The 24,683-nt window shown below is 61.1% G+C and carries 21 protein-coding genes; 20 read left to right on the forward strand and 1 reads right to left on the reverse strand.

The window, feature by feature from the left end; translation table 11 throughout:
- Positions 1-53: 53 nt before the first annotated feature.
- Positions 54-842 (reverse strand): type I methionyl aminopeptidase, encoded by a 789-nt coding sequence (gene map / locus PG897_RS06360; protein WP_005303471.1) that lies wholly within the window; start codon positions 840-842, stop codon positions 54-56.
- A 361-nt stretch (positions 843-1,203) separates the two neighbouring features.
- Here map and rpsB point away from each other — a divergent pair, with 361 nt between their 5' ends.
- From rpsB to cadB, 20 genes are all read left to right on the forward strand, one after another.
- Entirely contained in the window at positions 1,204-1,932 is a 729-nt protein-coding gene (rpsB, locus tag PG897_RS06365) for a 30S ribosomal protein S2 (protein WP_005303470.1), read from the forward strand.
- Between the two features lie 104 nt (positions 1,933-2,036).
- Complete coding sequence (gene tsf / locus PG897_RS06370) at positions 2,037-2,918, forward strand: translation elongation factor Ts (RefSeq protein WP_005303460.1); 882 nt, start codon at positions 2,037-2,039, stop codon at positions 2,916-2,918.
- Between the two features lie 71 nt (positions 2,919-2,989).
- Entirely contained in the window at positions 2,990-3,724 is a 735-nt protein-coding gene (gene pyrH / locus PG897_RS06375; RefSeq protein WP_005303458.1) for a UMP kinase, read from the forward strand.
- Positions 3,725-3,818: 94 nt separating this feature from the next.
- Positions 3,819-4,376 carry a ribosome recycling factor gene (frr, locus tag PG897_RS06380; protein ID WP_005303456.1) on the forward strand — a complete coding sequence of 186 codons (558 nt, stop codon included), beginning with the start codon at positions 3,819-3,821 and terminating at the stop codon, positions 4,374-4,376.
- Between the two features lie 72 nt (positions 4,377-4,448).
- The gene (gene uppS, locus PG897_RS06385; RefSeq protein ID WP_043171952.1) at positions 4,449-5,225 is read left to right on the forward strand and encodes a polyprenyl diphosphate synthase; all 777 of its coding nucleotides are present in this window, start codon (positions 4,449-4,451) and stop codon (positions 5,223-5,225) included.
- Positions 5,226-5,251: 26 nt separating this feature from the next.
- Positions 5,252-6,109: a phosphatidate cytidylyltransferase gene (locus PG897_RS06390; protein ID WP_005303453.1), complete on the forward strand. Its 858-nt coding sequence runs from the start codon at positions 5,252-5,254 to the stop codon at positions 6,107-6,109.
- A gap of 63 nt (positions 6,110-6,172) precedes the next feature.
- Positions 6,173-7,366, forward strand: coding sequence for a 1-deoxy-D-xylulose-5-phosphate reductoisomerase (gene ispC / locus PG897_RS06395; protein ID WP_043171951.1), 1,194 nt, complete (start codon positions 6,173-6,175; stop codon positions 7,364-7,366).
- 82 nt (positions 7,367-7,448) lie between these two features.
- Positions 7,449-8,801, forward strand: coding sequence for a sigma E protease regulator RseP (gene rseP, locus PG897_RS06400; protein WP_043171962.1), 1,353 nt, complete (start codon positions 7,449-7,451; stop codon positions 8,799-8,801).
- 34 nt (positions 8,802-8,835) lie between these two features.
- Positions 8,836-11,259 (forward strand): outer membrane protein assembly factor BamA, encoded by a 2,424-nt coding sequence (gene bamA / locus PG897_RS06405; protein WP_005303446.1) that lies wholly within the window; start codon positions 8,836-8,838, stop codon positions 11,257-11,259.
- Between the two features lie 148 nt (positions 11,260-11,407).
- A complete protein-coding gene (locus PG897_RS06410) occupies positions 11,408-11,920 on the forward strand; it encodes an OmpH family outer membrane protein (RefSeq protein WP_017764121.1) in 513 nt (170 codons plus the stop codon).
- Positions 11,921-11,923: 3 nt separating this feature from the next.
- Entirely contained in the window at positions 11,924-12,943 is a 1,020-nt protein-coding gene (lpxD, locus tag PG897_RS06415; protein WP_005303442.1) for a UDP-3-O-(3-hydroxymyristoyl)glucosamine N-acyltransferase, read from the forward strand.
- A 24-nt stretch (positions 12,944-12,967) separates the two neighbouring features.
- The gene (gene fabZ, locus PG897_RS06420) at positions 12,968-13,429 is read left to right on the forward strand and encodes a 3-hydroxyacyl-ACP dehydratase FabZ (protein ID WP_010634777.1); all 462 of its coding nucleotides are present in this window, start codon (positions 12,968-12,970) and stop codon (positions 13,427-13,429) included.
- A 5-nt stretch (positions 13,430-13,434) separates the two neighbouring features.
- The gene (gene lpxA / locus PG897_RS06425; RefSeq protein ID WP_017764123.1) at positions 13,435-14,226 is read left to right on the forward strand and encodes an acyl-ACP--UDP-N-acetylglucosamine O-acyltransferase; all 792 of its coding nucleotides are present in this window, start codon (positions 13,435-13,437) and stop codon (positions 14,224-14,226) included.
- Positions 14,219-15,358, forward strand: a complete 1,140-nt coding sequence (lpxB, locus tag PG897_RS06430) for a lipid-A-disaccharide synthase (RefSeq protein ID WP_043171950.1) — start codon at positions 14,219-14,221, stop codon at positions 15,356-15,358. Before lpxA ends, lpxB begins: the two co-directional genes overlap by 8 nt.
- A 75-nt stretch (positions 15,359-15,433) precedes the next feature.
- Positions 15,434-16,024, forward strand: a complete 591-nt coding sequence (gene rnhB / locus PG897_RS06435; RefSeq protein WP_019839053.1) for a ribonuclease HII — start codon at positions 15,434-15,436, stop codon at positions 16,022-16,024.
- A 53-nt stretch (positions 16,025-16,077) separates the two neighbouring features.
- The gene (gene dnaE, locus PG897_RS06440; protein WP_043171961.1) at positions 16,078-19,557 is read left to right on the forward strand and encodes a DNA polymerase III subunit alpha; all 3,480 of its coding nucleotides are present in this window, start codon (positions 16,078-16,080) and stop codon (positions 19,555-19,557) included.
- A 16-nt stretch (positions 19,558-19,573) separates the two neighbouring features.
- Positions 19,574-20,524: an acetyl-CoA carboxylase carboxyl transferase subunit alpha gene (gene accA / locus PG897_RS06445; RefSeq protein WP_005303428.1), complete on the forward strand. Its 951-nt coding sequence runs from the start codon at positions 19,574-19,576 to the stop codon at positions 20,522-20,524.
- A 400-nt stretch (positions 20,525-20,924) separates the two neighbouring features.
- Positions 20,925-22,451 carry a lysine decarboxylation/transport transcriptional activator CadC gene (cadC, locus tag PG897_RS06450; RefSeq protein WP_043171947.1) on the forward strand — a complete coding sequence of 509 codons (1,527 nt, stop codon included), beginning with the start codon at positions 20,925-20,927 and terminating at the stop codon, positions 22,449-22,451.
- A gap of 86 nt (positions 22,452-22,537) precedes the next feature.
- Positions 22,538-22,777, forward strand: a complete 240-nt coding sequence (locus PG897_RS06455; RefSeq protein WP_270828791.1) for a hypothetical protein — start codon at positions 22,538-22,540, stop codon at positions 22,775-22,777.
- Positions 22,778-23,329: 552 nt separating this feature from the next.
- On the forward strand, positions 23,330-24,664 hold the full coding sequence (cadB, locus tag PG897_RS06460) for a cadaverine/lysine antiporter (RefSeq protein WP_005303424.1): 1,335 nt from the start codon (positions 23,330-23,332) through the stop codon (positions 24,662-24,664).
- The last annotated feature ends 19 nt before the right edge of the window (positions 24,665-24,683 follow it).

Below are 24,683 nucleotides of genomic sequence, written 5' to 3' on the forward strand. Positions count from 1 at the left end.
CGGGGCCTGCGGCTGATAAAAACAAAACCCCGGCGAGGGGCCGGGGTTTGATGTTAACCGTGTTTGATGAGACGGTCGATAGTGTCGTCCGGGCGCAGGGTCAGCACCTCGCAGCCATCCTCGGTCACCAGCAGGGTGTGCTCCCACTGGGCGGAGTCGCCGCCATCCTTGGTGGTCACGGTCCAGCCATCCTTCGGGTTGACCTTGCAGTGGTACTTCTTGCTGTTGACCATGGGCTCGATGGTGAAGCACATGCCCGGTTTGAGCTCCAGCTTGCCGCCGTTGCGGTAGTGCAGGATCTGCGGCTCTTCGTGGAACTCGGCCCCGATGCCGTGACCGCAGTAGTCACGTACCACGGAGAAACCGGCCTTCTCGACGATGGGCTGGATCACGGCGCCGATCTCGGTGATGCACATGCCGGGACGCACCTGCTTGATGGCGGCGTAGAGGCTCTCCTGAGCCACCTTGCAGAGCTGGCGACGCAGCGGGGTGGTCTCGCCCACGATGAACATGGCGGAGGTATCGCCGTGGTAGCCATCCTTGATGACGGTGATGTCGAGGTTGATGATGTCACCCTCGCGCAGCTTCTTGTGGTTCGGGATGCCGTGGCAGATCACATCGTTCACCGAAGTGCAGATGGACTTGGGGAAGCCGTGATAGTTGAGCGGGGCAGGGATGGCCTGCTGCACGTCGACCATGTAGTTGTGGCAGATGGTGTTCAGTTCGTCGGTGGTGACGCCCGCCTTGACGTGGGGGGCGATCATGACCAGCACATCGGCGGCCAGCTGGCCGGCAACGCGCATCTTTTCAATCTCTTCCGGTGTCTTGATTTTAATGGACATGGGATCTCTCTTGGGACCTGACCGCGCACCCTGTGATGTCCGGCAATCAGGTAATGAAAAATAGATGCGTTTGCAATCAGGCCAAAATTTTATCCCCAACCCCCGTTTACTTCCAGTGTGATTGTCATCACAGCGTCAAATCGGTGCCGCAACCTGCTCGGCAGGGATCCATTTTTAGCGGTGCGGCTGGTGGTGTCCTGACCAAAGTTATGGTATAAAGCGCGCCGGAATGGGGAACTTGTCTCCCCGTACCATCACCCTTACTTAAACAACACACACACATCGACACATATGCCGGGGTGCCTTAACGGGTCGGTTATATGGGATGTGTGGAGGCCTAACCCCAATACAGAGGTATAAAATGGCTAAAGTTTCTATGCGCGACATGCTGCAAGCCGGCGTTCACTTCGGTCACCAGACTCGTTACTGGAACCCGAAAATGAAATCCTACATCTTCGGTGCCCGCAGCAAGGTTCACATCATCAACCTGGAAAAAACCGTTCCGATGTTTGACGATGCCATGAACTTCATCAGCTCCGTAGCTGCCAAGAAGGGCAAGGTACTGTTCGTAGGTACCAAGCGTGCCGCGTCTGAAGCCGTAAAAGAAGCCGCTGAGCGTTGCGACCAGTTCTATGTTAACCACCGCTGGCTGGGCGGCATGCTGACCAACTGGAAAACCGTTCGTCAGTCCATCAAGCGCCTGAAAGATCTGGAAACTCAGAGCCAAGACGGTACCTTCGACAAGCTGACCAAGAAAGAGGCGCTGATGCGTACTCGCGAAATGGAAAAGCTGGAGAAGAGCCTGGGTGGTATCAAGAACATGGGCGGCCTGCCTGACGTTCTGTTCGTTGTCGATGCCGACCACGAGCACATCGCTATCAAAGAAGCCAACAACCTGGGTATCCCGGTAGTTTCCATCGTTGATACCAACTCCAACCCGGACGGCGTTGACTATGTCATCCCGGGTAACGACGACGCTATCCGTGCCGTTCAGCTGTACCTGAATGCTGCTGCTGACACCGTACTGGAAGCTCGCGCTCAGGACATCGTTGTTCAAGCCGAACAAGATGGCTTCGTTGAAGCTGAGTAATTGATAAGGACTGCAAAGCCCTTATTAACCAAGCTGATGTAATTGGTTAGCAGGGGCCCTTGTGGCCCCTGTTTCTTGTCAATTCAAGACCGAGGATACTGGACATGGCAAACATTTCTGCCGCCCTGGTAAAAGAACTGCGCGAGCGCACCGCCGCTGGCATGATGGATTGCAAAAAAGCACTGGAAGAAGCCAACGGTGATATCGAACTGGCTATCGAAAACATGCGCAAATCCGGTCAGGCCAAAGCCGCCAAGAAAGCTGGCCGTATCGCCGCTGAAGGTGTGATCTTCGCCCGTACCGAAGGCAACGTTGCCGTCATGATCGAGCTGAACTGCGAGACTGACTTCGTTTCCAAGGATGCCGGCTTCCTGGCCATGGGTCAGAAAATCGTTGAGATCGCCGCTACCCAGAAGATTGCTGACGTTGACGCGCTGAAAGCCGCTGACTTCGGCAACGGCGAGTCCGTAGAGCTGACCATCACCAACCTGATCGCCAAGATCGGTGAGAACATGAACCTGCGTCGCGTGATGCTGGTTGAAGGTGACAACCTGGGCACCTACGTTCACGGTTCCCGTATCGGTGTTATCACCAAGCTGGTCGGCGGTACCGACGAGCTGGCCAAAGATCTGGCCATGCACGTTGCTGCCAACAGCCCGCAATTCGTCAAGCCGGAAGATGTGTCTGCCGACGTCGTTGCCAAAGAGCGCGAAATCCAGATCGACATCGCCATCAACTCCGGCAAGCCGAAAGAGATCGCCGAGAAGATGGTTGAAGGCCGCATGAAGAAGTTCACCGGTGAGGTTTCCCTGACTGGTCAGCCGTTCGTGAAGGATCCTTCCATGACCGTTGCCGAACTGCTGAAGAAAGAAGGCGCTGACGTTGTTTCCTTCACCCGTTTCGAAGTGGGCGAAGGCATCGAGAAGCAAGAGACCGATTTCGCTGCAGAAGTAGCAGCTCAAATCGCGGCCGCTCAAAAGGCCTAATCGAACCGGTTTTTCCGTTTCCCCAGACCGCGACTTATGTCGCGGTCTTTATATGACCAGGAATCAGTGACATGAGTACCAATCCCAAGCCTGCATACAGACGTGTTCTTCTGAAGTTGAGTGGTGAAGCCCTGCAAGGATCCGAGGGTTTTGGCATTGATCCGGCGGTGCTGGATCGGATGGCCCAAGAGATCAAAGAACTGGTTGAGCTGGGTGTTCAGGTCGGTCTGGTCATCGGTGGCGGCAACCTGTTCCGTGGTGCCGGTCTTGCCAAGGCGGGCATGAACCGCGTGGTGGGCGACCACATGGGTATGCTGGCTACCGTGATGAACGGTCTGGCCATGCGTGATGCCCTGCATCGTGCTTATGTGAATGCCCGTCTGATGTCTGCCATCTCCCTGCAAGGCATCTGTGACTCCTATGTCTGGGCTGAAGCCATCAGCCAGCTGCGCGCCGGCAAGGTGGTGATCTTCTCCGCCGGTACCGGCAACCCCTTCTTTACTACCGATTCTGCGGCCTGTCTGCGCGGGATCGAGATCGAAGCTGACGTCGTGCTCAAGGCCACCAAGGTGGATGGCGTGTTCACGGATGATCCGGTCAAGAACCCGGATGCCGTGCTGTACCATGAACTGAGTTATGATGAAGTTCTTGAAAAAGAACTCAAAGTGATGGATCTTGCTGCTTTTACTCTGGCCCGCGACCACGATCTGCCGATCCGCGTGTTCAACATGAACAAGCCGGGTGCGCTGCGTCGGGTGATCATGGGTGAGCCGGAAGGTACCCTGATCCACCATGTCAGCAAGTGAGACAAGCGTGAGCTCCGGCTCGTTTGTCCATGACGCCAGCAAATAAGATAGATACGGGCCGGTAGACGGCTCGTTCGCCAAAAGGAAAACCACTGTGATCAACGAGATTAAAAACGACGCCAAGGACCGCATGGGCAAGAGTGTCGAGTCGCTCAAGACCCAGATGTCCAAGATCCGCACCGGCCGCGCTCACCCGAGTCTGCTTGACGGCATCCAGGTGGAGTATTACGGTGCCGCCACTCCTCTGAAACAGTTGGCCAACGTGGTGGCAGAAGATGCCCGCACCCTCTCCATCTCCATCTTCGATCGCTCCATGATCCAGGCGGTGGAAAAGGCCATCCTGACCTCCGATCTGGGCCTGAATCCGTCCAGCAACGGCCAGACCCTGCGCGTGCCGCTGCCGCCGCTGACCGAAGAGCGCCGTCGTGATCTGACCAAGATCGTGCGTGCCGAAGCGGAAGGTGCCCGGGTTGCCGTTCGCAACATCCGTCGCGATGCCAACGCCGATCTGAAAGCCCTGCTCAAAGACAAAGAGATCTCCGAAGACGACGACCGTCGTGCCCAGGAAGAGATCCAGAAGTTGACCGATTCCTTCATCAAGCTGGTAGACGATGCGCTGGCCGTGAAGGAAAAGGAGCTAATGGAAATCTAAGCCTCTGACAGGTATATTACGAGCGCCGTGTAGTGCCCCTGCACGGCGCTTTTGTCTTTGTGGGAGAAATGAATGTCGCTTTTGGCAGCCGTAGGTGATTGTGCCAATACGTCCTTGCCTCGTCATGTGGCCATCATCATGGATGGCAACGGACGCTGGGCCCAGAACCGTGGCAAGATGCGGGTCTATGGCCACAAGGCCGGTGTGAAGTCTGTTCGCGAGGCGGTGACCTTTGCCGCGCGTGCCAAACTGGATGCGCTCACTCTGTTTGCGTTTTCCAGCGAGAACTGGCGCCGCCCGGAAGGGGAGGTCAGTGCCCTGATGGAACTGTTTATAACGGTGCTGGGCCGCGAGGTTAAAAAACTGCACAGCAACGGCATTCGGCTCAAGGTGATCGGCGATACCGCCCGCTTCAGCGAACGGCTGCAGGCCAAAATCGCCAAGGCGGAGGCGCTGACTGCCAACAACAGGGGGCTGACCCTCAACATCGCCGCCAATTACGGTGGCCAGTGGGACATCACCCAGGCGGCTCGCAAGCTTGCCACGGCTGTGGCGGCAGGTGAATTGTCGGCCGACCAGATTGATGAAACCCTGCTTGGTCGCGAGGTGTGCATGGCCGACCTGCCGCCGGTGGATCTGCTGATCCGTACCGGTGGCGATCATCGCATCAGCAACTTCGTGCTGTGGCAGCTCGCCTATGCCGAGCTCTATTTTACCCCGGTGCTGTGGCCCGACTTCGGCGAAGCCGAGTTCAGCGAGGCCGTGGCCTCCTTCGTTTCTCGTGAGCGCCGTTTTGGCTGCACCGGTGAACAGATCCGGGAATTGATCGCCGAGCAACAGACCGGCTAACCCCCCTCCCAAGAGAGAGGCTTCTTTTGCTAAAACAACGAATTATTACCGCATTGCTACTGGTTCCCCTGGTGTTGGGAGCCCTCTTTTTTCTGCCGTTGAAATTCTTTGCCCTGTTGGCATCCCTGGTATTTCTGTTGGCCAGCCGCGAGTGGAGCGGCTTTGTCTCCGCCAAACCGCAGCAGTGGCTGCCGCTGGTCTATTGCCTGCTGCTCGGTGCGAGCCTGTTTTGGCTGCCGGTGGAGCAGTTGTGGACTCCCCACCTGCATCCGCTGGTGATGGGCGTGCTCTGGACCGCCGTCAGCTGGTGGCTGCTGGGGCTGCTGCTGGTGCTGCGCTATCCCCAGAGCGCCAAGCTGTGGAAGGAGTCCATCTGGCTCAAGTCCCTGTTCGGTCTGGTGACCCTGGTGCCCTTCTTCTGGTCCCTGGTGGCCATCCGTGGTTACAACTTCTATCACGACCCCATGATGGGGGCCTGGATCCTGCTGTTCGTGATGGGACTGGTCTGGGCGGCAGATTCTGGCGCGTATTTTTTCGGCAAGGCGTTCGGCAAACACAAGCTGGCGCCGGCCGTGAGCCCGGGTAAAACCATCGAAGGCATGTGTGGCGGCCTGTTTACCGCCAGCCTGCTGGCGGTGGGGGTGACCTGGTTCATGGGCTTCGTGCCCGCCAAGATGGCCATAGTGCTGTTCTGCTCCCTGCTGGCGGTGCTCGCCTCTGTGCTCGGTGACCTGACCGAGAGCATGTTCAAGCGCGAGGCCGGCATCAAGGATTCAGGGACCCTGCTGCCCGGTCACGGCGGTATTCTCGACCGTATCGACAGCCTGACCGCCGCCCTGCCGGTGTTCCTGCTCAGCTACCTGCTGCTCAGCCAGGAGTTCTGATGGACTGCCCGATGATCCGGCAGGCCGCAGGTGCCATCCATTCGTCATACAGCGGGAGTTTTGATGCATAACCTGGTGATTCTGGGAGCCTCCGGCTCCATCGGTCAGAGTACGCTCAAGGTACTGCGGCACAATCCTGGGCGCTGGCAGGTGCTGGCGCTGACGGCGGCCCGCAGCGTGGATGCCATGCTGCGCGACTGCCTCGAGTTTTCCCCCCGTTTCGCCGTCATGGTGGACGAGGCGGCTGCCGCCGAGTTGGCCGGTCAACTCAAGACCCACGGCAGCGCCACCCGGGTGCTGTCCGGTCCGGCCGCCCTGTGTGACGTGGCCGCTCACCCCGATGCCCACAGCGTGATGGCGGCCATCGTCGGTGCCGCCGGCCTCGCCCCCACCATGGCCGCCGTGCGGGCCGGCAAGCGCATCCTGCTGGCCAACAAGGAGGCGCTGGTGATGTCCGGTGCCTTCTTCATGGAGGCGGTACGCGAGCACGGCGCCGAGCTGCTGCCCATCGACAGCGAACACAACGCCATTTTCCAGTGCCTGCCCGAGGCCATCCAGCGCCAGCCGGGCTTTTGCGACCTGGCGGGGGCCGGGATCAGCAAGATCCTGCTGACCGGCTCCGGCGGCCCGTTCCGCTACACCGACATCGGCGAGCTGGCCCATGTCACCCCGGCCCAGGCCATCGCCCATCCCAACTGGTCCATGGGGGCCAAGATCTCGGTCGACTCCGCCACCATGATCAACAAGGGGCTGGAGTATATCGAGGCGCGCTGGCTGTTCAACGCGGCGCCCGAGCAGATCCAGGTGGTGATCCATCCCCAGTCGGTCATCCACTCCATGGTGCAGTACAAGGACGGCTCCGTGCTGGCTCAGCTCGGCAACCCGGACATGTGCACCCCCATCGCCCACGCCCTGGCCTATCCGGCTCGGGTCGAGTCCGGTGTGGAACCTTTGGACTTCTTCAGTGTCGGAGAGTTCAGCTTTATCCGTCCCGACTATGAGCGCTATCCCTGCCTGGCGCTGGCCATGAGTGCCTGCCGGCAGGGGCAGGCCGCAACCACGGCCCTCAATGCCGCCAACGAGGAGGCCGTAGCGGCTTTCCTTGCAGAGCGGATCGGTTTTATGGATATTGCCAGAGTCAATGAGGTCACCATGCTCGCCCTGGGCGGCACGGATGTCGGCTCGCTGGACGATTTGATTGCGCTGGATGGGGCGGCCCGTGCCCGTGCTCACAATTTGATTGAGGAGCTTAGCTGATGAGAAGTATTTCGTGGCATTGTGCTGCCTTCACCCTGATTGTCGGAGACAGGACCATGCATGAATGCGAGGTGATGGGCTGATGGGCGGTGTGTTGTGGAACATTGGTGCCTTTATCGTCGCCCTCGGGCTGCTGGTTGCGGTACATGAATTCGGCCACTTCTGGGTGGCCCGCCGCTGCGGCGTCAAGGTCGAGCGCTTCTCCATCGGCTTTGGCAAGGCGATCTGGCGCCGGCTCGGCAAGGATGGCACCGAGTACGTGCTGGCCCTGATCCCCCTTGGCGGTTACGTCAAGATGCTGGATGGCCGGGTCGACGAGCTCAAGCCCGGTGACGAGCAATACGCCTTCAACCACAAGAGCGTCTGGGCGCGGATGGCCATCGTCGCAGCCGGCCCCATGGCCAACTTCGTGTTTGCCCTGTTCGCCCTCTGGCTGATGTTCATGATCGGCGTCCCCGCCGTCAAACCCGTGGTGGGCGAGGTGCGTCCCGCCTCCATCGTGGCGGCGGCCGGGGTGGAGCCCGGCATGGAGATCGTCGGCGTCGGCGGCGAGGAGACAGGTGACTGGGAGAGCGTGACCTATGCCCTCATCAGCCACCTTGGCGATGACTCGGTCCAGCTCAAGCTCAAGGCGGCCAACACCAGTTATGCGGTGGACAAGACCCTGCAACTGGCCGGCTGGAAGTTTGATCCCGACAAGGAGTCTCCCATCGGCAGCCTCGGGATAGTGCCCCTCGGTGGCAAGGTGCTGCCGGTGGTCGAGGCTGTGGTGGCCGCGAGCGCCAGCGAGAAGGCCGGCCTCCAGGCTGGCGACCGCATCAAGCGGGTAGGGGATGAGGCGATCACCGAGTGGGTTCAGTTTGTCCACCAGGTGCAGCAGTCGCCCAGGCAGCCGCTTGAGGTGACCGTCGAGCGGGCGGGCAGCGAGCTGACCCTGACTCTGACCCCGGATGCCAAGAAGGTGCGGGGCCAGCTGGTCGGTTTCGTCGGCCTGTCGCCGCAACTGGTTCCATTACCGGATGAGTATCGGATTCTGTTACAGTATGGGCCTTTGCAAGCCCTGTGGCAGGGCGCCCAGAAGACCTGGAGCCTGACCACCCTGACCTTCGACATGATCGGCAAGCTGATCGGTGGCATCGTCTCGCTGGACAACCTGAGCGGCCCCATCTCCATTGCCAAGGGGGCGGGCAGCAGTGCCGACTATGGACTGGTCTATTTCCTCGGTTTTCTGGCGCTCATCAGCGTCAACCTGGGGATCATCAACCTGTTCCCCCTGCCGGTGCTGGATGGTGGCCATCTGGTCTACTTCCTCATCGAGGCGGTCACCGGCAAGCCGGTATCGGAAAAAATTCAGGAAGTGGGTTTCCGGATTGGCGCCGCCATTCTGATGTTACTGATGGGTATTGCGCTGTTTAATGATTTCGCTCGCCTCTGAGGCCAGAGCATCAACAAGGACACATAAGAACAAAATGGCTGTTAAAAAAGCATTGGTGTTGAGTTGCCTGCTGGGTGCCAGTTTCCTGGCCCAGGCGGCCCCTGCCTCTTTTGTGGTGCAAGATATTCAGGTTGAAGGTCTGCAGCGGGTGACCCTGGGTGCCGCCCTGTTGAACCTGCCGATCCGGGTTGGCGATTCCGTCGACTCAGTCGCGCTGGCCAACGCCATCAAGAAGCTCTATGCCTCCGGCAACTTCGAGGACGTCAAGGTCTACCGCGACGGCCAGGTACTGCAGGTGATGGTCAAGGAGCGGCCGACCATCTCCAGCATCGAATTCTCCGGCAACAAGGACATCAAGGAGGAGCAGCTGACCCAGAGCCTGGAGTCCTCCGGCATCCGGGTGGGTGATCCCCTCGATCGCACCGTGCTGAGCTCCCTCGAGAAGGGGCTGGAAGATTTCTACTACGGCGTGGGCAAGTACTCCGCCAAGGTCAAGGCCATCGTCACCCCGCTGCCGCGCAACCGGGTAGACCTCAAGTTCACCTTCGTGGAAGGGGAAGCGGCCAAGATCCAGCAGATCAACATCGTCGGCAACAACGTCTTCCCGGAAGAGAAGCTGCTGGCCCAGCTCTCCCTCAAGGATGACGTGCCCTGGTGGAACTTCACCGGCGACCAGCGCTACCAGAAGCAGAAACTGGCCGGCGACATCGAAACCCTGCGCTCCTACTACATGGACCGCGGCTACATCCGCTTCCAGCAGGAGTCCACCCAGGTCTCCATGACCCCGGACAAGAAGGGGGTTTACGTCACCCTCAACGTCAAGGAAGGGGATCAGTACAAGGTTTCCGGCATCCAGCTCAAGGGCGATCTGATCGACCGCGGCGGCGAGATGAAGGGGCTCATCCCCATCGAGACCGGCAGCATCTACTCCGCCAGCCAGGTGACCCACACCGAAGAGGTGCTCTCCAAGTTCCTCGGTCGCTACGGCTACGCCTACCCGAAAGTAGTCACCTTCCCGCAGGTCAACGACCAGACCAAGGAAGTGGAGCTCATCGTCAACATCGAGCCGGGCCCGCGCGTCTACGTGCGCAACATCAACTTCAGCGGCAACGTCACCACCAAGGACGAAGTGCTGCGCCGCGAGATGCGTCAGATGGAGGGCACCTGGCTCTCCTCCGACAGCGTCGAGCAGTCCAAGACCCGTCTCAACCGCCTCGGCTTCTTCGAGAGCGCCGAAGTGGACACCAAGCGGGTGCCGGGCAGCGATGACCAGGTTGATCTGGACTTCAAGGTCAAGGAGCAGCCTGCCGGTTCCATCAACGCCGGCGTGGGCTACGGTACCGAGTCGGGCCTGAGCCTGCAGGCGGGCCTGCAGCAGGACAACTTCATGGGGACCGGCAAGAAGATCGGCATCTCCGCCAGTACCAACAAGTACTCCAAGAGCGTCGACCTCAGCTACAACGATCCCTACTTCACCGTGGACGGGGTCAGCCTGGGCGGTCGTCTCTACTACAACCAGTTCAGTGCGGCCGACGCCAACATCGTGGACTACGAGAACACCACCATCGGCTTCCGCCTCTCCAGTGGTTTCCCGGTCAACGAGAACAACCGTCTCGACTTCAGCCTCGGGGTCGAAAACAACAAACTGTCCCAGCCCAACCCCTATCTGCAGGTGGATGAGTTCTGGAAGGTGTACAGCAAGAACAAGGATGGCGACAATCGCATGGTGTTCAACACCGTCGACGTCACCGCCGGCTGGACCCGTTCCACCCTCAACAAGGGCCAGTTCCCGACCGCCGGTGATCGTCAGCGGGTCAACGCCAAGGTCACAGTGCCGGGCATGGATCTGCAGTACTTCAAGCTCAACGCCGAAGACGCGCACTACTTCCCGTTCGATGCGGATCACAAGTGGGTGCTGATGGCCAAGGCGCGTGCCTCCTACGGCAACGGCTACGGCAGCAACGGCAACTATGATCACGTACTGCCGTTCTTCGAGAACTACTTCGCCGGTGGTTTCGACACCCTGCGCGGCTTCAAGAGCAACACCGTCGGTCCGAAGGCGCTCTACTACTACAACCTGAGCGGCAACGACGTCATCCAGGGTACCGACAGCTCGGTGGGCGGCAACGCCCTGGCGGTCGCCTCCCTCGAGATGATAGTGCCGACGCCGTTTGCGTCCGAGACCTATCAGCCGCAACTGCGGACCAGCTTCTTCATCGATGCCGGCTCCGTGTGGGATACCACCTTCGACTATGACCAGTATCGCAACCGTTGCTTCAGCGGCTGCAACTATCTGGCCGACTATTCGGATCCGACCAACTACCGCGCCTCGGCCGGTCTGTCGCTGCAGTGGCTCTCCCCGATGGGCCCGCTGGTGTTCGCGATTGCCCGTCCGCTCAAGCAGTACGAGGGCGACCGGACCGAGTTCTTCTCATTCAACATCGGCCGTACCTTCTAAGGACGGACCTTGCCCCCACCCAATGGTGGGGGTATTCAATGATGGGACGCGCAGCCTGCGTGCCTCACCAGGTAACAAGTCGGTCCGGGTACCACTTGCATAATCAGGTAAATCAGGTAGCCCTCACATGAGGGAACAAGGAGTAAGTGTGAATAAAGCGTTGAAAGTAGCTGGTTTGAGTTTTGCACTGATGGCTGCCGGCATGGGCTCCGCCTTGGCCGAGACCAAGATCGCCGTGGTCGACATGGGCGAAGTCTTCCAGAAGCTGCCCCAGCGTGAAGCCGTTTCCAAGAAGCTGAAAGGCGAATTCGAGCCGCGCATGCGCGAGCTGCAGAAGCTGGAAGCCGATGGTCAGAAACTGGTCGAGAAGTTCAAGAAGGATGAAGCCTTCATGAGCGCCGACCAGAAAAAACAAAGCCAGGAGAAGCTGGCCAAGCTGCAGATGGAGTTCAACCAGAAGCGTCAGGCGTTTGAACAGGACAACGGTCGCCGTCAGTCCGAAGAGCGCAACAAGATCCTGACCAAGGTGCAGGCTGCCATCGACTCCATCGCCAAGAGCAATGGTTACGATCTGGTGCTGGAGCGCAATGCCGCCCCGTACGCCGCCAGCAAGCTGGACATCTCTGCCCAGGTTATTTCTCAGGTAAGCAAGAGCAACTAATTGATGGCATTCACTCTCGCACAGCTGGCCCAGCAACTGGGGGCCCAGGTCCATGGCGACGGAACCCTGGAAATCCGCAAGGTAGCGACACTGGAAAAGGCCGGGGAGGGGGACATCACCTTCCTGTCCAATAAAAAGTACCGGCATTATCTGGAGCAGAGCAAGGCGACCGCCGTGCTCATCACAGAAGCGGATCTGCCATTTTGTCCCACCAATGCCCTGGTGCTCAAAGACCCCTATGTGGGCTTTGCAAGGGTTGCCCAACTGCTGGACACCACGCCGCAGCCGGCCACGGATATCCATCCGAGCGCGGTGATCGCGGCGGACGTGCAACTGGGCGAGAGAGTGGCCATCGGGGCCAATGCGGTGATCGAATCCGGCGTGGTGCTGGGGGATGATGTGCGCATCGGTCCGGGCTGTTTCGTTGGCAAGAATACCCGACTGGGAGCCCGCTCCCGGTTGTGGGCCAACGTCACCCTCTATCACGACGTCACCATGGGCACCGACTGTCTGGTTCAATCCGGCACAGTGATCGGCGCCGATGGTTTCGGTTATGCCAACGAGCGCGGCGAGTGGATCAAGATCCCCCAGCTCGGCGGCGTGACCATCGGCAACCGGGTCGAGATCGGTGCCTGCACCACCATCGACCGCGGCGCGCTGGAAGATACCCGCATCGCTGACAACGTCATCATCGACAACCAGTGCCAGATCGCCCATAACGTCGAGATCGGCTACGGCACCGCCGTGGCGGGCTCCACCGTGATGGCAGGTAGTCTCAAGGTCGGCAAATACTGTATCATTGGCGGCGCCTCCGTCTTTAACGGGCATATGGAGATCTGCGACCAGGCCACCGTTACCGGCATGGCCATGGTGATGCGACCCATTACCGAGCCCGGTGTCTACTCTTCCGGCATCCCCCTGCAAACCAATAAAGAGTGGCGCAAGACCGCCGCCCGGGTGATGCGTATCGAAGAGATGCACAAGCGGTTGAGCAAGCTTGAGAAGAAGCTGGACCAAGAATAATCACGATTGGTATAGGGTACTGTTTTGACTACTGAAAAGAAGAGCCTGGGTATCCAGGAAATAATGGATCTGCTGCCCCACCGTTATCCGTTCCTGATGGTGGACAAGGTGGAAAACTACGAGATCAGCGATGAGCGCAAGACCCTGCGCGCCATCAAGAACGTCTCCTTCAACGAGCCGATCTTCCAGGGGCACTTCCCGGCCAAGCCGGTGTTCCCCGGTGTGCTGATCCTGGAAGCCATGGCACAGGCCACCGGTATCCTGGCGTTTACCATGGTGGGCAAGCCGTCCCCCAACGAACTCTATTACTTTGCCTCAATCGACAACGCTCGTTTCAAGCGTCCGGTTGGCCCCGGCGATCAGCTGGTGCTCGACGTGGAGTTCCTGAAAGAGCGTCGCGGTATCGCCAAGTTCACCGGTGTGGCCACGGTCAACGGTGAAGTGGTCTGTACCGCCGAGCTGATGTGCGCCAAACGCGAGGTTTAACACACGTGATCGACCAGACTGCCATCATTCACGATACTGCCGTCGTCCATGAGTCTGCCGTCATCGGTAAAGGGGTTGAAATCGGCCCCTTTTCTGTCATCGGTGCCGAGGTGGAAATCGGCGACAACACCTGGGTCAGCTCCCATGTGGTGATCAAGGGCCCGACCAGGATTGGTCGTGGCAACAAGATCTTCCAGCACACCTCCATCGGTGAGGATTGCCAGGACAAGAAGTACGCCGGCGAGCGCACCTTCCTCGAGATCGGCGACAACAACGTCTTTCGCGAGAACTGTACCGTGCACCGCGGCACCATCCAGGATCAGTCCCTGACCCGGATCGGCAGCGGCAACCTGTTCATGGTCAACGTTCACGTTGCCCACGACTGCATCATCGGTGACAACTGCATCTTCGCCAACAACGCGACCCTGGCGGGTCACGTGGTGATCGGCGATTTCGTGATCTTCGGCGGTCTCTCCGCGATCCACCAGTTCGGCCGCGTCGGCTCCCACGCCTTCGTCGGTGGCTGCGCCGCCCTCAACAAGGACGTGCCGCCCTACGTGATGGCCGCCGGCAACTACGCCAAACCGTTCGGGGTCAACTCCGAAGGGCTGCGTCGCCGCGGTTACACGCCTGAGGCGATCTCCGCCGTCAAGCGCGCCTACAAGGAGATCTTCCGCTCCGGCAAGACCGTCGAAGAGGTGCTGCCTGTGCTGATCGAGATGGCGCAAGCTGAGCCGGCCGTCCAGCTCTATGTGGACTTCCTCAAAGACAACGAGCGCGGGATCATCCGTGCCTGATCCGGTTCGCATCGGTGTCGTCGCCGGAGAGGTCTCCGGCGACATTCTGGCTGCCGGTCTGGTACGCGAGCTGCAGGCCCGCTACCCGGACGCGCAGTTCGAAGGGATCGCCGGGCCGCGCATGCAGGCCCTCGGCGTGAAGGCCCTGTTCGAGATGGAAGAGCTCTCCGTCATGGGGATCACCGAGGTGCTGGGCCGTCTGCCGCGCATCCTCAAGGTCCGCCGCGAACTGCTGCGCCACTTCATCGCCAATCCGCCCGATATCTTCATCGGGGTGGATGCACCGGATTTCAATATCGGGGTGGAGCTGAAACTGCGCCGCGCCGGTATCAAGACGGTTCACTATGTCAGCCCCTCGGTGTGGGCCTGGCGCCAGAACCGCATTCACAAGATCAAGGCCGCCACCGACATGGTGCTCGCCTTCCTGCCGTTCGAGAAAGCCTTCTACGACCGCTTTGACGCCCCTTGCCGTTTCGTCGGCCACACCATGGCGGACGACATTCCGCTGGTGCCGGATCAGGCCGCGGTGCGCAGAACCCTCGGCATCGACGCCAATCGCCGCTGGCTGGCGGTGCTGCCGGGCAGCCGCACGGCGGAAGTGGGCTTCATGTCGCCGCTGTTTCTCGAGGCGTGCAAGCACCTGACGGTGCGCTACCCGGATCTCGGCTTCATCGTGCCGCTGGTCAACCAGAAGCGGCGCGAGCAGTTCATGGCCATCAAGGCCGACGTGGCGCCGGATCTCGACATGGTGCTGCTGGAAGGGCAGGGCCGCGAGGCGATGATCGCCGCCGACGTGGTGATGCTGGCCTCTGGCACCGCGGCGCTTGAAGCCATGCTGGTGAAAAAACCCATGGTGGTGGGCTACAAGCTCAAGCCCTTCAGCTACTGGCTGGCCCAGCGGCTGGTGAAGACCGAATTTGTCTCCCTGCCCAACCTGTTGGCCGGCCGCATGCTGGTGCCCGAACTCATCCAGCACGAGTGCACCCCGGAGAACCTGGTGGTCGAGGTGAGCAAGTATTTCGAGCACGACAACAGCGCGCTGGTGAACACCTTCACCGAGCTCCATCAGCTCATTCGCTGCAATGCCGACCACCAGGCCGCCGAGGCGGTGGCCGAGCTGCTGGGCCGGTAGAGAGCGGGCGGCCAGTTTGGCTGCTCCAACGCGACGCCAGGCCCTGCGGGGCCTGTTTTGATTCAAGGCTACAAGATGATGATCGATATTCCTGACGACAAGCTGGTTGCCGGTGTGGACGAGGTGGGCCGTGGCCCCCTGGTGGGAGACGTGGTGACTGCCGCCGTCATCCTCGACCCGGCCAACCCGATCGAGGGGCTCAACGACTCCAAGAAGCTCTCCGAGAAGAAGCGCCTCGCCCTGTTTGACGAGATCAAAGAGAAGGCGCTGGCCTTCGCCATCGGCCGTGCCAGCCCGGCGGAGATCGACGAGCTCAACATCCTGCACGCCACCATGCTGGCGATGCAGCGCGCCGTGGCGGGGCTCAAGGTCACGCCCGAGCTGGTCTTCATCGATGGCAACCGCTGCCCGGCTCTGCCGATGGAAGCCCGCGCCGTGGTCAAGGGCGACAGCCTGGTGGCCGCCATCAGCGCCGCCTCGATCCTCGCCAAGGTGACCCGGGATGCGGAGATGACCGAGCTGGACAGCCGCCATCCCGAGTACGGCTTTGCCCGCCACAAGGGCTATCCGACTGCGGAGCACCTCGCCATCCTGGCCGAGCGCGGCCCGTTGCCGGAATATCGTCAAAGTTTCAAACCGGTGCGCCGTGCACTGGGAGTGGAATAACCCATGCTGATTTGTCTAAGCGATGGCTGCTTGCGTAATGAGAGGGCATGACGATGGCTGACCCCCGTTTCATTCACCTGCGGGTGCATACCGACTTTTCCATGGTGGATGGTCTGCAGAAGATCAACCCCATCGTCGGGGCCGCGGCGGCCGACAACATGCCGGCGCTGGCCCTGACCGACCAGATGAACATGTGCGGCCTGGTGCGCTTCTATGGCGCCGCCCACGGCAAGGGGATCAAGCCTCTGGTCGGTGCCGACTTCTGGGTGCAGAGCAGTGAACTTGGCGACGAGCAGTTTCGCCTCACCCTGCTCGCCATGGACAACGACGGCTACCAGAACATCACCCTGCTCATCTCCCGCGGCTATCAGCGCGGCCATGTGCAGGGGCGGCCGGTCATCGACAAGGAGTGGCTGGTCGAGCACGCCAAGGGGGTGATCGTGCTCTCCGGCGGGCGCGAGGGGGACGTAGGCAAGTTCCTGCTCAAGGGCAACCGCCAGATGACCGAGCAGTGCGTCGCCTTCTATCAGACCCACTTCCCCGACGCCTACTACCTGGAGCTGCTGCGTACCGGTCGCCCCGACGAGGAGGTCTACCTGCACATGGCGGTGAACCTCGCGAGCGAGTTCGCGCTGCCGGTGGTGGCCACCAACGAGGTGGTATTCCTCACCGCCGATGACTTCGACGCCCACGAGATCCGGGTCGCCATCCACGACGGCTACACCCTGATGGACAAGCGTCGCCCGCGCCGCTACAGCCCGCAGCAGTATCTGCGCAGTCAGGACGAGATGTGCGAGCTGTTCGCCGACATCCCGGAGGCGCTGGAGAACACGGTGGAGATCGCCAAGCGCTGCAACGTGACGGTGCGTCTGGGTGAATACTTCCTGCCCAACTTCCCCACCGGCGACATGACCACCGAAGATTTCCTGGTGGCCAAGTCGAAAGAGGGGCTGGAGGAGCGGCTCGAGTTTCTGTTCCCGGATCCGGCGGTGCGGGCCGAGCGTCGTCCCGAGTACGACGAGCGCCTCGACATCGAGCTGAAGGTGATCAACCAGATGGGCTTCCCGGGTTACTTCCTCATCGTGATGGAGTTTATCCAGTGGTCCAAGGACAACGGCATCCCGGTCGGCCCGGGCCGGGGTTCGGGTGCGGGGTCGCTTGTGGCCTACGCCCTCAAGATCACCGACCTCGACCCGCTCGAATTTGACCTGCTGTTCGAACGTTTCCTGAACCCCGAGCGGGTCTCCATGCCCGACTTCGACGTCGACTTCTGCATGGATCGACGGGACGAGGTGATCGAGCACGTCTCCGAGATGTACGGCCGGGATGCGGTGTCCCAGATCATCACCTTCGGCAGCATGGCGGCCAAGGCGGTGGTACGGGACGTGGGCCGGGTGCTGGGCCACGCCTACGGCTTCGTCGATCGCATCTCGAAACTCATTCCGCCGGATCCCGGCATGACCCTGGCCAAGGCGTTCGAGGCCGAGCCCAAGCTGCCCGAGCTCTACGAGCAGGACGAGGAGGTCAAGGATCTCATCGACATGGCGCGCCGGCTCGAAGGGGTGGTGCGCAACGCCGGCAAACATGCCGGTGGCGTGGTGATCGCACCCACCAAGATCACCGACTTTGCACCGCTCTACTGCGATGACGAGGGCCACCACCCGGTCACCCAGTTCGACAAGAACGACGTGGAGTACGCCGGTCTGGTGAAGTTCGACTTCCTGGGTCTGCGCACGCTCACCATCATCGACTGGGCCCTCGGCATGATAAACCCGCGTCTTGCCAAAGAGGGCAAGCCGCCGGTCGACATCGCCGCCATCCCCATCGACGACAAGCGCTCGTTCGACCTGCTGCAGCGCTACGAGACCACCGCGGTATTCCAGCTCGAATCCCGCGGCATGAAGGATCTCATCAAGCGGCTGCAGCCGGACTGCTTCGAAGACATGATCGCTCTGGTGGCGCTGTTCCGGCCGGGCCCGCTCCAGTCGGGCATGGTGGACAACTTCATCGACCGCAAACACGGCAATGAAGCCATCTCCTATCCGGACGAGAAGTGGCAGCACGAGAGCCTGCAGCCGATCCTGGAGCCCACCTACGGCATCATCCTCTACCAGGAACAGGTGATGCAGATCGCCCAGACCCTGGCCGGGTACACGCTCGGTGGCGCGGATATGCTGCGCCGGGCCATGGGCAAGAAAAAACCCGAGGAGATGGCCAAGCAGCGGGCCGGTTTTGAAGAGGGCGCCATCAAGAACGGCGTCGACGGCGAGCTGGCGATGAAGATCTTCGACCTGGTGGAGAAGTTCGCGGGCTACGGCTTCAACAAGTCGCACTCCGCCGCCTATGCCCTGGTCTCCTACCAGACCCTCTGGCTCAAGACCCACTTCCCGGCCGAGTTCATGGCGGCGGTGATGACCGCCGACATGGACAACACCGACAAGATAGTGACCCTGGTGGACGAGTGTCAGCGGATGGGGCTGACGGTGATCCCGCCGGACGTCAACACCGGCCGCTACCGCTTCAGCGTCAACGAGGACGGTCATATCGTCTACGGCATCGGCGCGGTGAAGGGAGTGGGGGAAGGTCCCATCGATGCGATCCTGGAAGCACGGGATCGGGATGGCCTGTTCCGCGACCTGTTCGACTTCTGCAACCGGGTCGACATCAAGAAGCTGAACAAGCGGGTGATGGAGAAGCTCATCCTCTCCGGCGCCATGGACCGGCTCGGCCCTCACCGCGCCGCCCTGATGGCGACCCTGGAGGAGGCGATGCGCGCCGCCGAGCAGCACGCCAAGGCCCAGGCGGTGGGGCAGGTCGACATGTTCGGTGTGCTCACCGAGGAGATAGACGACGTCAAGAAGGCGTTCGCCAACGTGCCGCACTGGCCCGACAAGGTCTGGCTGGAAGGGGAGCGCGAGACCCTCGGGCTCTACCTGACCGGTCACCCCATCAACCAGTACAGCGGCGAATTGCGTCGTTACACTTCGGGCCGCCTGTGCGATCTGCATCCCACCTCCCGCGATACCGTGACCACGGCGGCGGGGCTGGTGATCGCGGCGCGTAGCATGGTGACCAAGCGCGGCAACAAGATGGGGATCTTCACCCTGGACGACCGTTCCGGTCGCCTGGATGTGACCCTGTTCAGTGAAGCGCTGGAAAAATATGAAGAGTTGATGCAAAAAGACCGTATTTTGGTGGTTTCTGGACAGGTCAGCTTTGATGACTTCTCCGGTGGCCTTAAAATGTCGGCCCGTGAATTACTGGATATCAACGATGCGAGAGAGCGTTTTGCCAGGGCAATCCGCATCTCTCTCGATGAACAGCGAATCGATGATCGCTTTTTCCCGCGTTTGTGCGAGATTTTGGAGCCCGCCCGTGCCGGAGTCTGTCCGGTTCAGGTAAACTATCGTCGCCCCGGCTCCCGGGTGCGATTGACGCTCGGCACCGAGTGGCGGGTGACGCCCACCGATCAACTGATAGATGACTTGCGCGTCCTGCTGGGACGAGAGCGGGTTGAATTGGTTTTTGATTAGAGGATCTATAGTCCCTATGAGTCTTTTTCTGGATTTTGAACAGCCGATCGCCGAGTTGCAGGCACAGATCGATGAACTGCGCCATGTGAGCGAGCACAACAGTGCCGTGGATCTGAGCGAAGATATTCGTCGGCTGGAGAAGAAAAACGAAGAGCTGACCAAGAAGATCTTCGGCGATCTGGGCGCCTGGCAGGTGTCCCAGATGGCGCGTCATCCACAGCGCCCCTATACCCTCGACTACATCGAGCACATCTTCACCGATTTCGACGAGCTGGCCGGCGATCGCGCCTATGCCGATGACAAGGCCATCGTCGGCGGCATCGCCCGTCTGGACGGCGAGCCTGTGATGGTCATCGGCCACCAGAAGGGCCGCGAGACCAAGGAGAAGATCAAGCGCAACTTCGGCATGCCGCGCCCGGAAGGGTACCGCAAGGCCCTGCGCCTGATGGAGATGGCCGAGCGCTTCAAGATGCCGATCATCACCTTCATCGACACCCCGGGCGCCTACCCTGGCGTGGGTGCCGAGGAACGTGGCCAGTCCGAAGCGATTGCCCGCAACCTGAAAGTGATGGCCGGTCTGACCGTGCCGGTGGTCTGCACCGTGATCGGTGAAGGCGGCTCCGGCGGCGCCCTGGCCATCGGTGTCGGCGATCGCGTCAACATGCTGCAGTACTCCACCTACTCCGTCATCTCGCCGGAAGGCTGTGCCTCCATCCTGTGGAAGAGCGCCGACAAGGCACCGGTGGCTGCCGATGCCATGGGCATCACGGCCCAGCGTCTGAAAGAGCTCAAGCTCATCGACAACATCGTTGAGGAGCCGCTCGGCGGCGCCCACCGCAACGTGGAGAAGATGGCCAAGCACCTGAAAGACCGCATCCAGCAGGATCTCAACGCCCTGCGTCCCCTCGACAACGAGCAGCTGCTGGAGCAGCGCTACCAGCGTCTGCTGGGCTACGGCTACTGCTGAGCCCGGTCGGGAACAAATGGATGATGAAAGGCCCTCGCACTGCGGGGGCCTTCTTTTTTACGGCGGCAGGCGCCCTGTCGGCAGGGAAAAATCCTGTCCATATGGATACCTGTTGGCACGATGTTTGCCAAAACCCCCATGTTGGATCAATTCAGCGGCGATTTGTGGCCAAAAAAAGTGGGATCCCACTCCCGTTTTGCTTAAAGTGACCCTTTCCGATCGACCCGATCGGCATGCCCGCAAGGACGCTCTGCGGACGTAAACAGGCCAGCCCGGCCTGACTCACAGGAATGTTCACCCCGCCGGCGGCACTGCCTTTTGCAGCGCCCTGCTGCCCGTTCAGCCGCCCGGTGTTACGTCACTCTCATCTTGCATCGTCTCCATCTGCAGCGAGTGAATCATGAGCGAATCGGTTTTTGAGATCCACGACTGGACCCTGAGCGTCGACGACAACATGCTCTGTCGCCCCGACCGCGAGGTCTACCTCGAGCCCCGGCTGGTCAATCTGTTGCGCTTCCTGGCGAGCAACGCCGGTACCGTGTTCGGGCGCGACTGCCTGATCAACGAGGTCTGGGACGGCGCCGAGGTGACCGATCAGGTGGTCACCCAATCCATTTTCGAGCTGCGCAAGATCCTCAAGGATGGCCGCAACGACGCCGCCGACTACATAGTCACAGTGCCCAAGCGCGGCTACAAGCTGGTGGCGCCGGTGCGACCGCAGCAGGTGGTCTCGGTGGTGATGGCAGGCGAGCAGGAGAGCGTGAGTGCCCCCCGGCCGCCGTTCGCGATGCCAGACCTCGATGAAGAGGAGGAGCAGGCCAACGTCACCCCCTTCCCGGCCGGCCCGCTGACCCGCGCCGTCACCACCCATGCCAGGGAGGGGGGCAGTCGCTGGAAGCTGGTGGGCTTCGATATCTTCGTGGTGGCGATCCTGGTCGCCCTGGTCAGCCTGCTCAGCTATCAGCACACCAGCCCCCAGGTGCACTCCATGCTGGATCCCGAGCTGCTGGTGTTTCGCTTTCACTCCGGCATGGATGGCAGCAACGAGAACGTGCGCCTCGCCGACGGTATCACCCGCGCCCTGATGGGGGAGGTGGCCGCCGCTACGCCGCTGCGGGTGCAGTACGGCGCCAACACCCTGATGGGGGGCATCCTGCCCGGCAAGGAGTTGAGCGTACGGGTCTCCCGCCAGCCGGGGGGCACCTATCTCGATCTGGAGTATCGCAACATCAACACCAACCGGGTGCTGTTCAGCCACCAGTACCAGCTCAGCCGCCACAACGTGCACGGGGTGCTGCAGGCGAGCAGCCGGGATCTGCTGAGCGCCCTCAATCAGCCTGACGCGCAGCCTGGCATGGGCTGGCCCACCGATGACGGCGCATTGATGGCCATGATGGAGGCGCACTACTACATCAACAGCCAGGATCCGGTGGCCCTCAAGCGCGGCGTCGAGCTGCTCGACAAGTCGCTGACCAGCCAGCCGGATCAGCCGCTGCTGCTGGCGGAGCGCTATCTGGCCGGGGAGGCGCTGGCAACCCTGACGGGCACCCCCCAGAGCGACCGGTTGCAGCAGATTGGTGCTCACCTGGCCCGGGTGGTTCAGAACCAGCCGCTGCAGCCGGCTCGGGTGTGGGAAGCGCTGACCCTGCAGGCCATTCTGGGCGGCCAGCAGCAGGAGGCCAACCGTCTGCTGGGCGAGGCCGGCAGCCGGGGCCGCTCTGTGCTCTATCACATACTGCGCGGCAAGCTGGCGGAGCTGGATGGTCACCCGGAAGCGGCGGGGGATGCCTACAGCCAGGCCTTCCTGATGGAGGCGACCGAGCAGACCTACCTGCTCTGCCAGCAGCTCGGCTTCTACAGCAACATGGAGACCCTCACCCCGGCGCTGTTCAACGCCCTGGGCCAGAGCAAGGTCAAGCTGTTCTGAGCGGCGCCGGCCGCGCTCTGCCCCGCCGATCGCAGGCCGCCCACGGGCGGCCTGCGTGTTTCTTGCCTTGCCATAGGCACTCGGGCTTGCTCTTCTATCCCTATCCCTATCCCTATCCCTATCCCTATCCCTATCCCTATCCCTATCCCTATCCCTATCCCTATCCCTATCCCTATCCCTATCCCTATCCCTATCCCTATCCCTATCCCTATCCCTATCCCTATCCCTATCCCTATCCCTATCCCTATCCCTATCCCTTGCCCGCAGCAACGACTGGCCATGGCAGGCCTGTGGTGGCGCCATCCCCCTGTTCCATCCTCTGCTGATGAAGCCCCGGCCGCCATTTGCAGCTGCAGCCTGTCGATGCCGACAGCCGTGACCGCCGCCCGGCGACCTGGCCGCCTTTGTCGATATCGCTCCGGGTCATCACCTCGTCCGTTTGGTGTGTGGGAGGCTGTTATGCCGGCCTGGGTGATCTCGGGTCGTGCAAAGCGAGCGGTGCAATGAAGGGCGGTGAGGGGAAAAGGGGGTCGCTTTGGCATATGCAGTTCGGGGGAGAGGGGGTTGTTGGCCCAGCTGTACCGCAGCGGGTCATCAGAAAAATATCAAGGTGGTTCGGGTGGCACCGGGTGGTCTCATCAAGGGGGGCGACGGATATCAAGGTTTTATCAAGATGCGTGCGATGCCTTCAGTCAACCTGCTGTTTTAACTATGTTTTTATCAGATTTGACGGGCGGGCTGAAAAAGTTTGCTCATGTTTTTATCCCTTAGCGGGACTTTATGTTTTCCGGGGCGCAGAGGCCTAGTCTGTGGCCATTGATTGGCGGAAGGCTCCGCCAAGCGTGTGTTTGATGCCTTAATATCGACCCGGAGATTTTATGTCCCTAGATACGAGCAAGAAGATCGGCCTTGTCGCCTGTACAGGTGTAGTGGCCGGCAACATGATGGGGAGCGGTATCGCGCTGCTGCCCTCGGCCCTGGCCACCATAGGTTCCATCTCTGTGTTCAGCTGGGCAATCTGCCTAGTCGGCGCCATGGGGCTGGCCTTCGTGTTCGCGCGCCTCGCCACCAAGAACCCGCAGGAGGGCGGCCCCATCGCCTACGCCGGCGAGATCTCTCCGGTGTTCGGCTTCCAGACCGGTGTGCTCTACTACCATGCCAACTGGATCGGCAACCTGGCCATCGCCATCACCGGCGTCTCCTACCTCTCCGTCTTCTTCCCGATCCTCAACAGCCCGATCCCGGCCGCCGCGGCCACCATCGCCGCCGTCTGGATCTTCACCCTGGTCAACCTGCTTGGCGGCAGCTGGGTGAGCCGGCTCTGTACCCTGGGTCTGGTGCTGATCCTGCTGCCGGTGGTGGGTACCGCCCTGGTGGGTTGGGGTCATTTTGATGCCGCCGTCTACAGCCAGAACTGGAACACCACCAGCGGCAGCGACCTGCATGCGGTCATCAGCGCCGTGCTGATCTGCCTCTGGTCCTTCGTGGGGGTAGAGTCTGCCGCCGTCTCCTCCGGCATGGTGAAAAATCCCAAGCGCACCGTACCGCTCGCCACCATGTTGGGCACAGGTATCGCGGGGGTCATCTACATCCTCTCCACTCAGGTGATCAGCGGCATGTTCCCGGCCGGTGAGGTGGCGGCTTCCGGTGCGCCGTTTGCCATGGCCTCCTCCGTCATCTTCGGCAACTGGTCCGCGCCGTTCGTCTCCGCCTTCACCGCCCTGGCCTGCTTCACCTCGCTGGGCTCCTGGATGATGCTGGTGGGCGAGGCGGGCAAGCGCGCCGCCCACGACGGCAACTTCCCGAAAATCTACGGCGAAGTGGACAAGAACGGCGTGGCCAAGAAGGGTCTGATCCTGGGCTCCCTCAAGATGACTGCGCTGATGATCGGCCTGACCGCCTTCACCTCCCAGTCCGCCCACGCGGCCGACCTCTTCAACGTGCTGACCACAGATGCGGTGCTGCTGACCATGCTGCCCTACTTCTACTCCAGCATTAACCTCATTCGCTTCGAGGGCATGACCTCCCGCAGCATCGGCGCCATGATCTTCTCCGGTGTGGCCTGCGTCTTCTGCCTGATTGCCCTGATGGGGGCCAAGGGTTCCAACCTCACAGCAACCTTCGTGGTGTCGCTCATCATCCTGATGTTCTACGCCAAAAAACTGGGCCTGCGTCAGCACGATGCCTTGCTGAGCGAACAGCCCAGCAACTGATTTCCCCTTTTATCTTCCG

The organism is Aeromonas sp. QDB20 (assembly GCF_027707805.1).
GTDB classification, from domain to species: Bacteria; Pseudomonadota; Gammaproteobacteria; order Enterobacterales; family Aeromonadaceae; genus Aeromonas; species Aeromonas dhakensis.

Excerpts from the sequence above, each read along its gene's own strand:
- ispC (WP_043171951.1), top strand. The coding sequence starts at position 6,173 with ATGCATAACCTGGTGATTCTGGGAGCCTCCGGCTCCATCGGTCAGAGT.
- cadB (WP_005303424.1), top strand. The coding sequence starts at position 23,330 with ATGTCCCTAGATACGAGCAAGAAGATCGGCCTTGTCGCCTGTACAGGT.
- uppS (WP_043171952.1), top strand. The coding sequence starts at position 4,449 with ATGTCGCTTTTGGCAGCCGTAGGTGATTGTGCCAATACGTCCTTGCCT.
- cadC (WP_043171947.1), top strand. The coding sequence starts at position 20,925 with ATGAGCGAATCGGTTTTTGAGATCCACGACTGGACCCTGAGCGTCGAC.
- rnhB (WP_019839053.1), top strand. The coding sequence starts at position 15,434 with ATGATGATCGATATTCCTGACGACAAGCTGGTTGCCGGTGTGGACGAG.
- accA (WP_005303428.1), top strand. The coding sequence starts at position 19,574 with ATGAGTCTTTTTCTGGATTTTGAACAGCCGATCGCCGAGTTGCAGGCA.
- tsf (WP_005303460.1), top strand. The coding sequence starts at position 2,037 with ATGGCAAACATTTCTGCCGCCCTGGTAAAAGAACTGCGCGAGCGCACC.
- map (WP_005303471.1), bottom strand. The coding sequence starts at position 842 with ATGTCCATTAAAATCAAGACACCGGAAGAGATTGAAAAGATGCGCGTT.
- lpxD (WP_005303442.1), top strand. The coding sequence starts at position 11,924 with ATGGCATTCACTCTCGCACAGCTGGCCCAGCAACTGGGGGCCCAGGTC.
- rpsB (WP_005303470.1), top strand. The coding sequence starts at position 1,204 with ATGGCTAAAGTTTCTATGCGCGACATGCTGCAAGCCGGCGTTCACTTC.
- pyrH (WP_005303458.1), top strand. The coding sequence starts at position 2,990 with ATGAGTACCAATCCCAAGCCTGCATACAGACGTGTTCTTCTGAAGTTG.
- dnaE (WP_043171961.1), top strand. The coding sequence starts at position 16,078 with ATGGCTGACCCCCGTTTCATTCACCTGCGGGTGCATACCGACTTTTCC.
- bamA (WP_005303446.1), top strand. The coding sequence starts at position 8,836 with ATGGCTGTTAAAAAAGCATTGGTGTTGAGTTGCCTGCTGGGTGCCAGT.
- rseP (WP_043171962.1), top strand. The coding sequence starts at position 7,449 with ATGGGCGGTGTGTTGTGGAACATTGGTGCCTTTATCGTCGCCCTCGGG.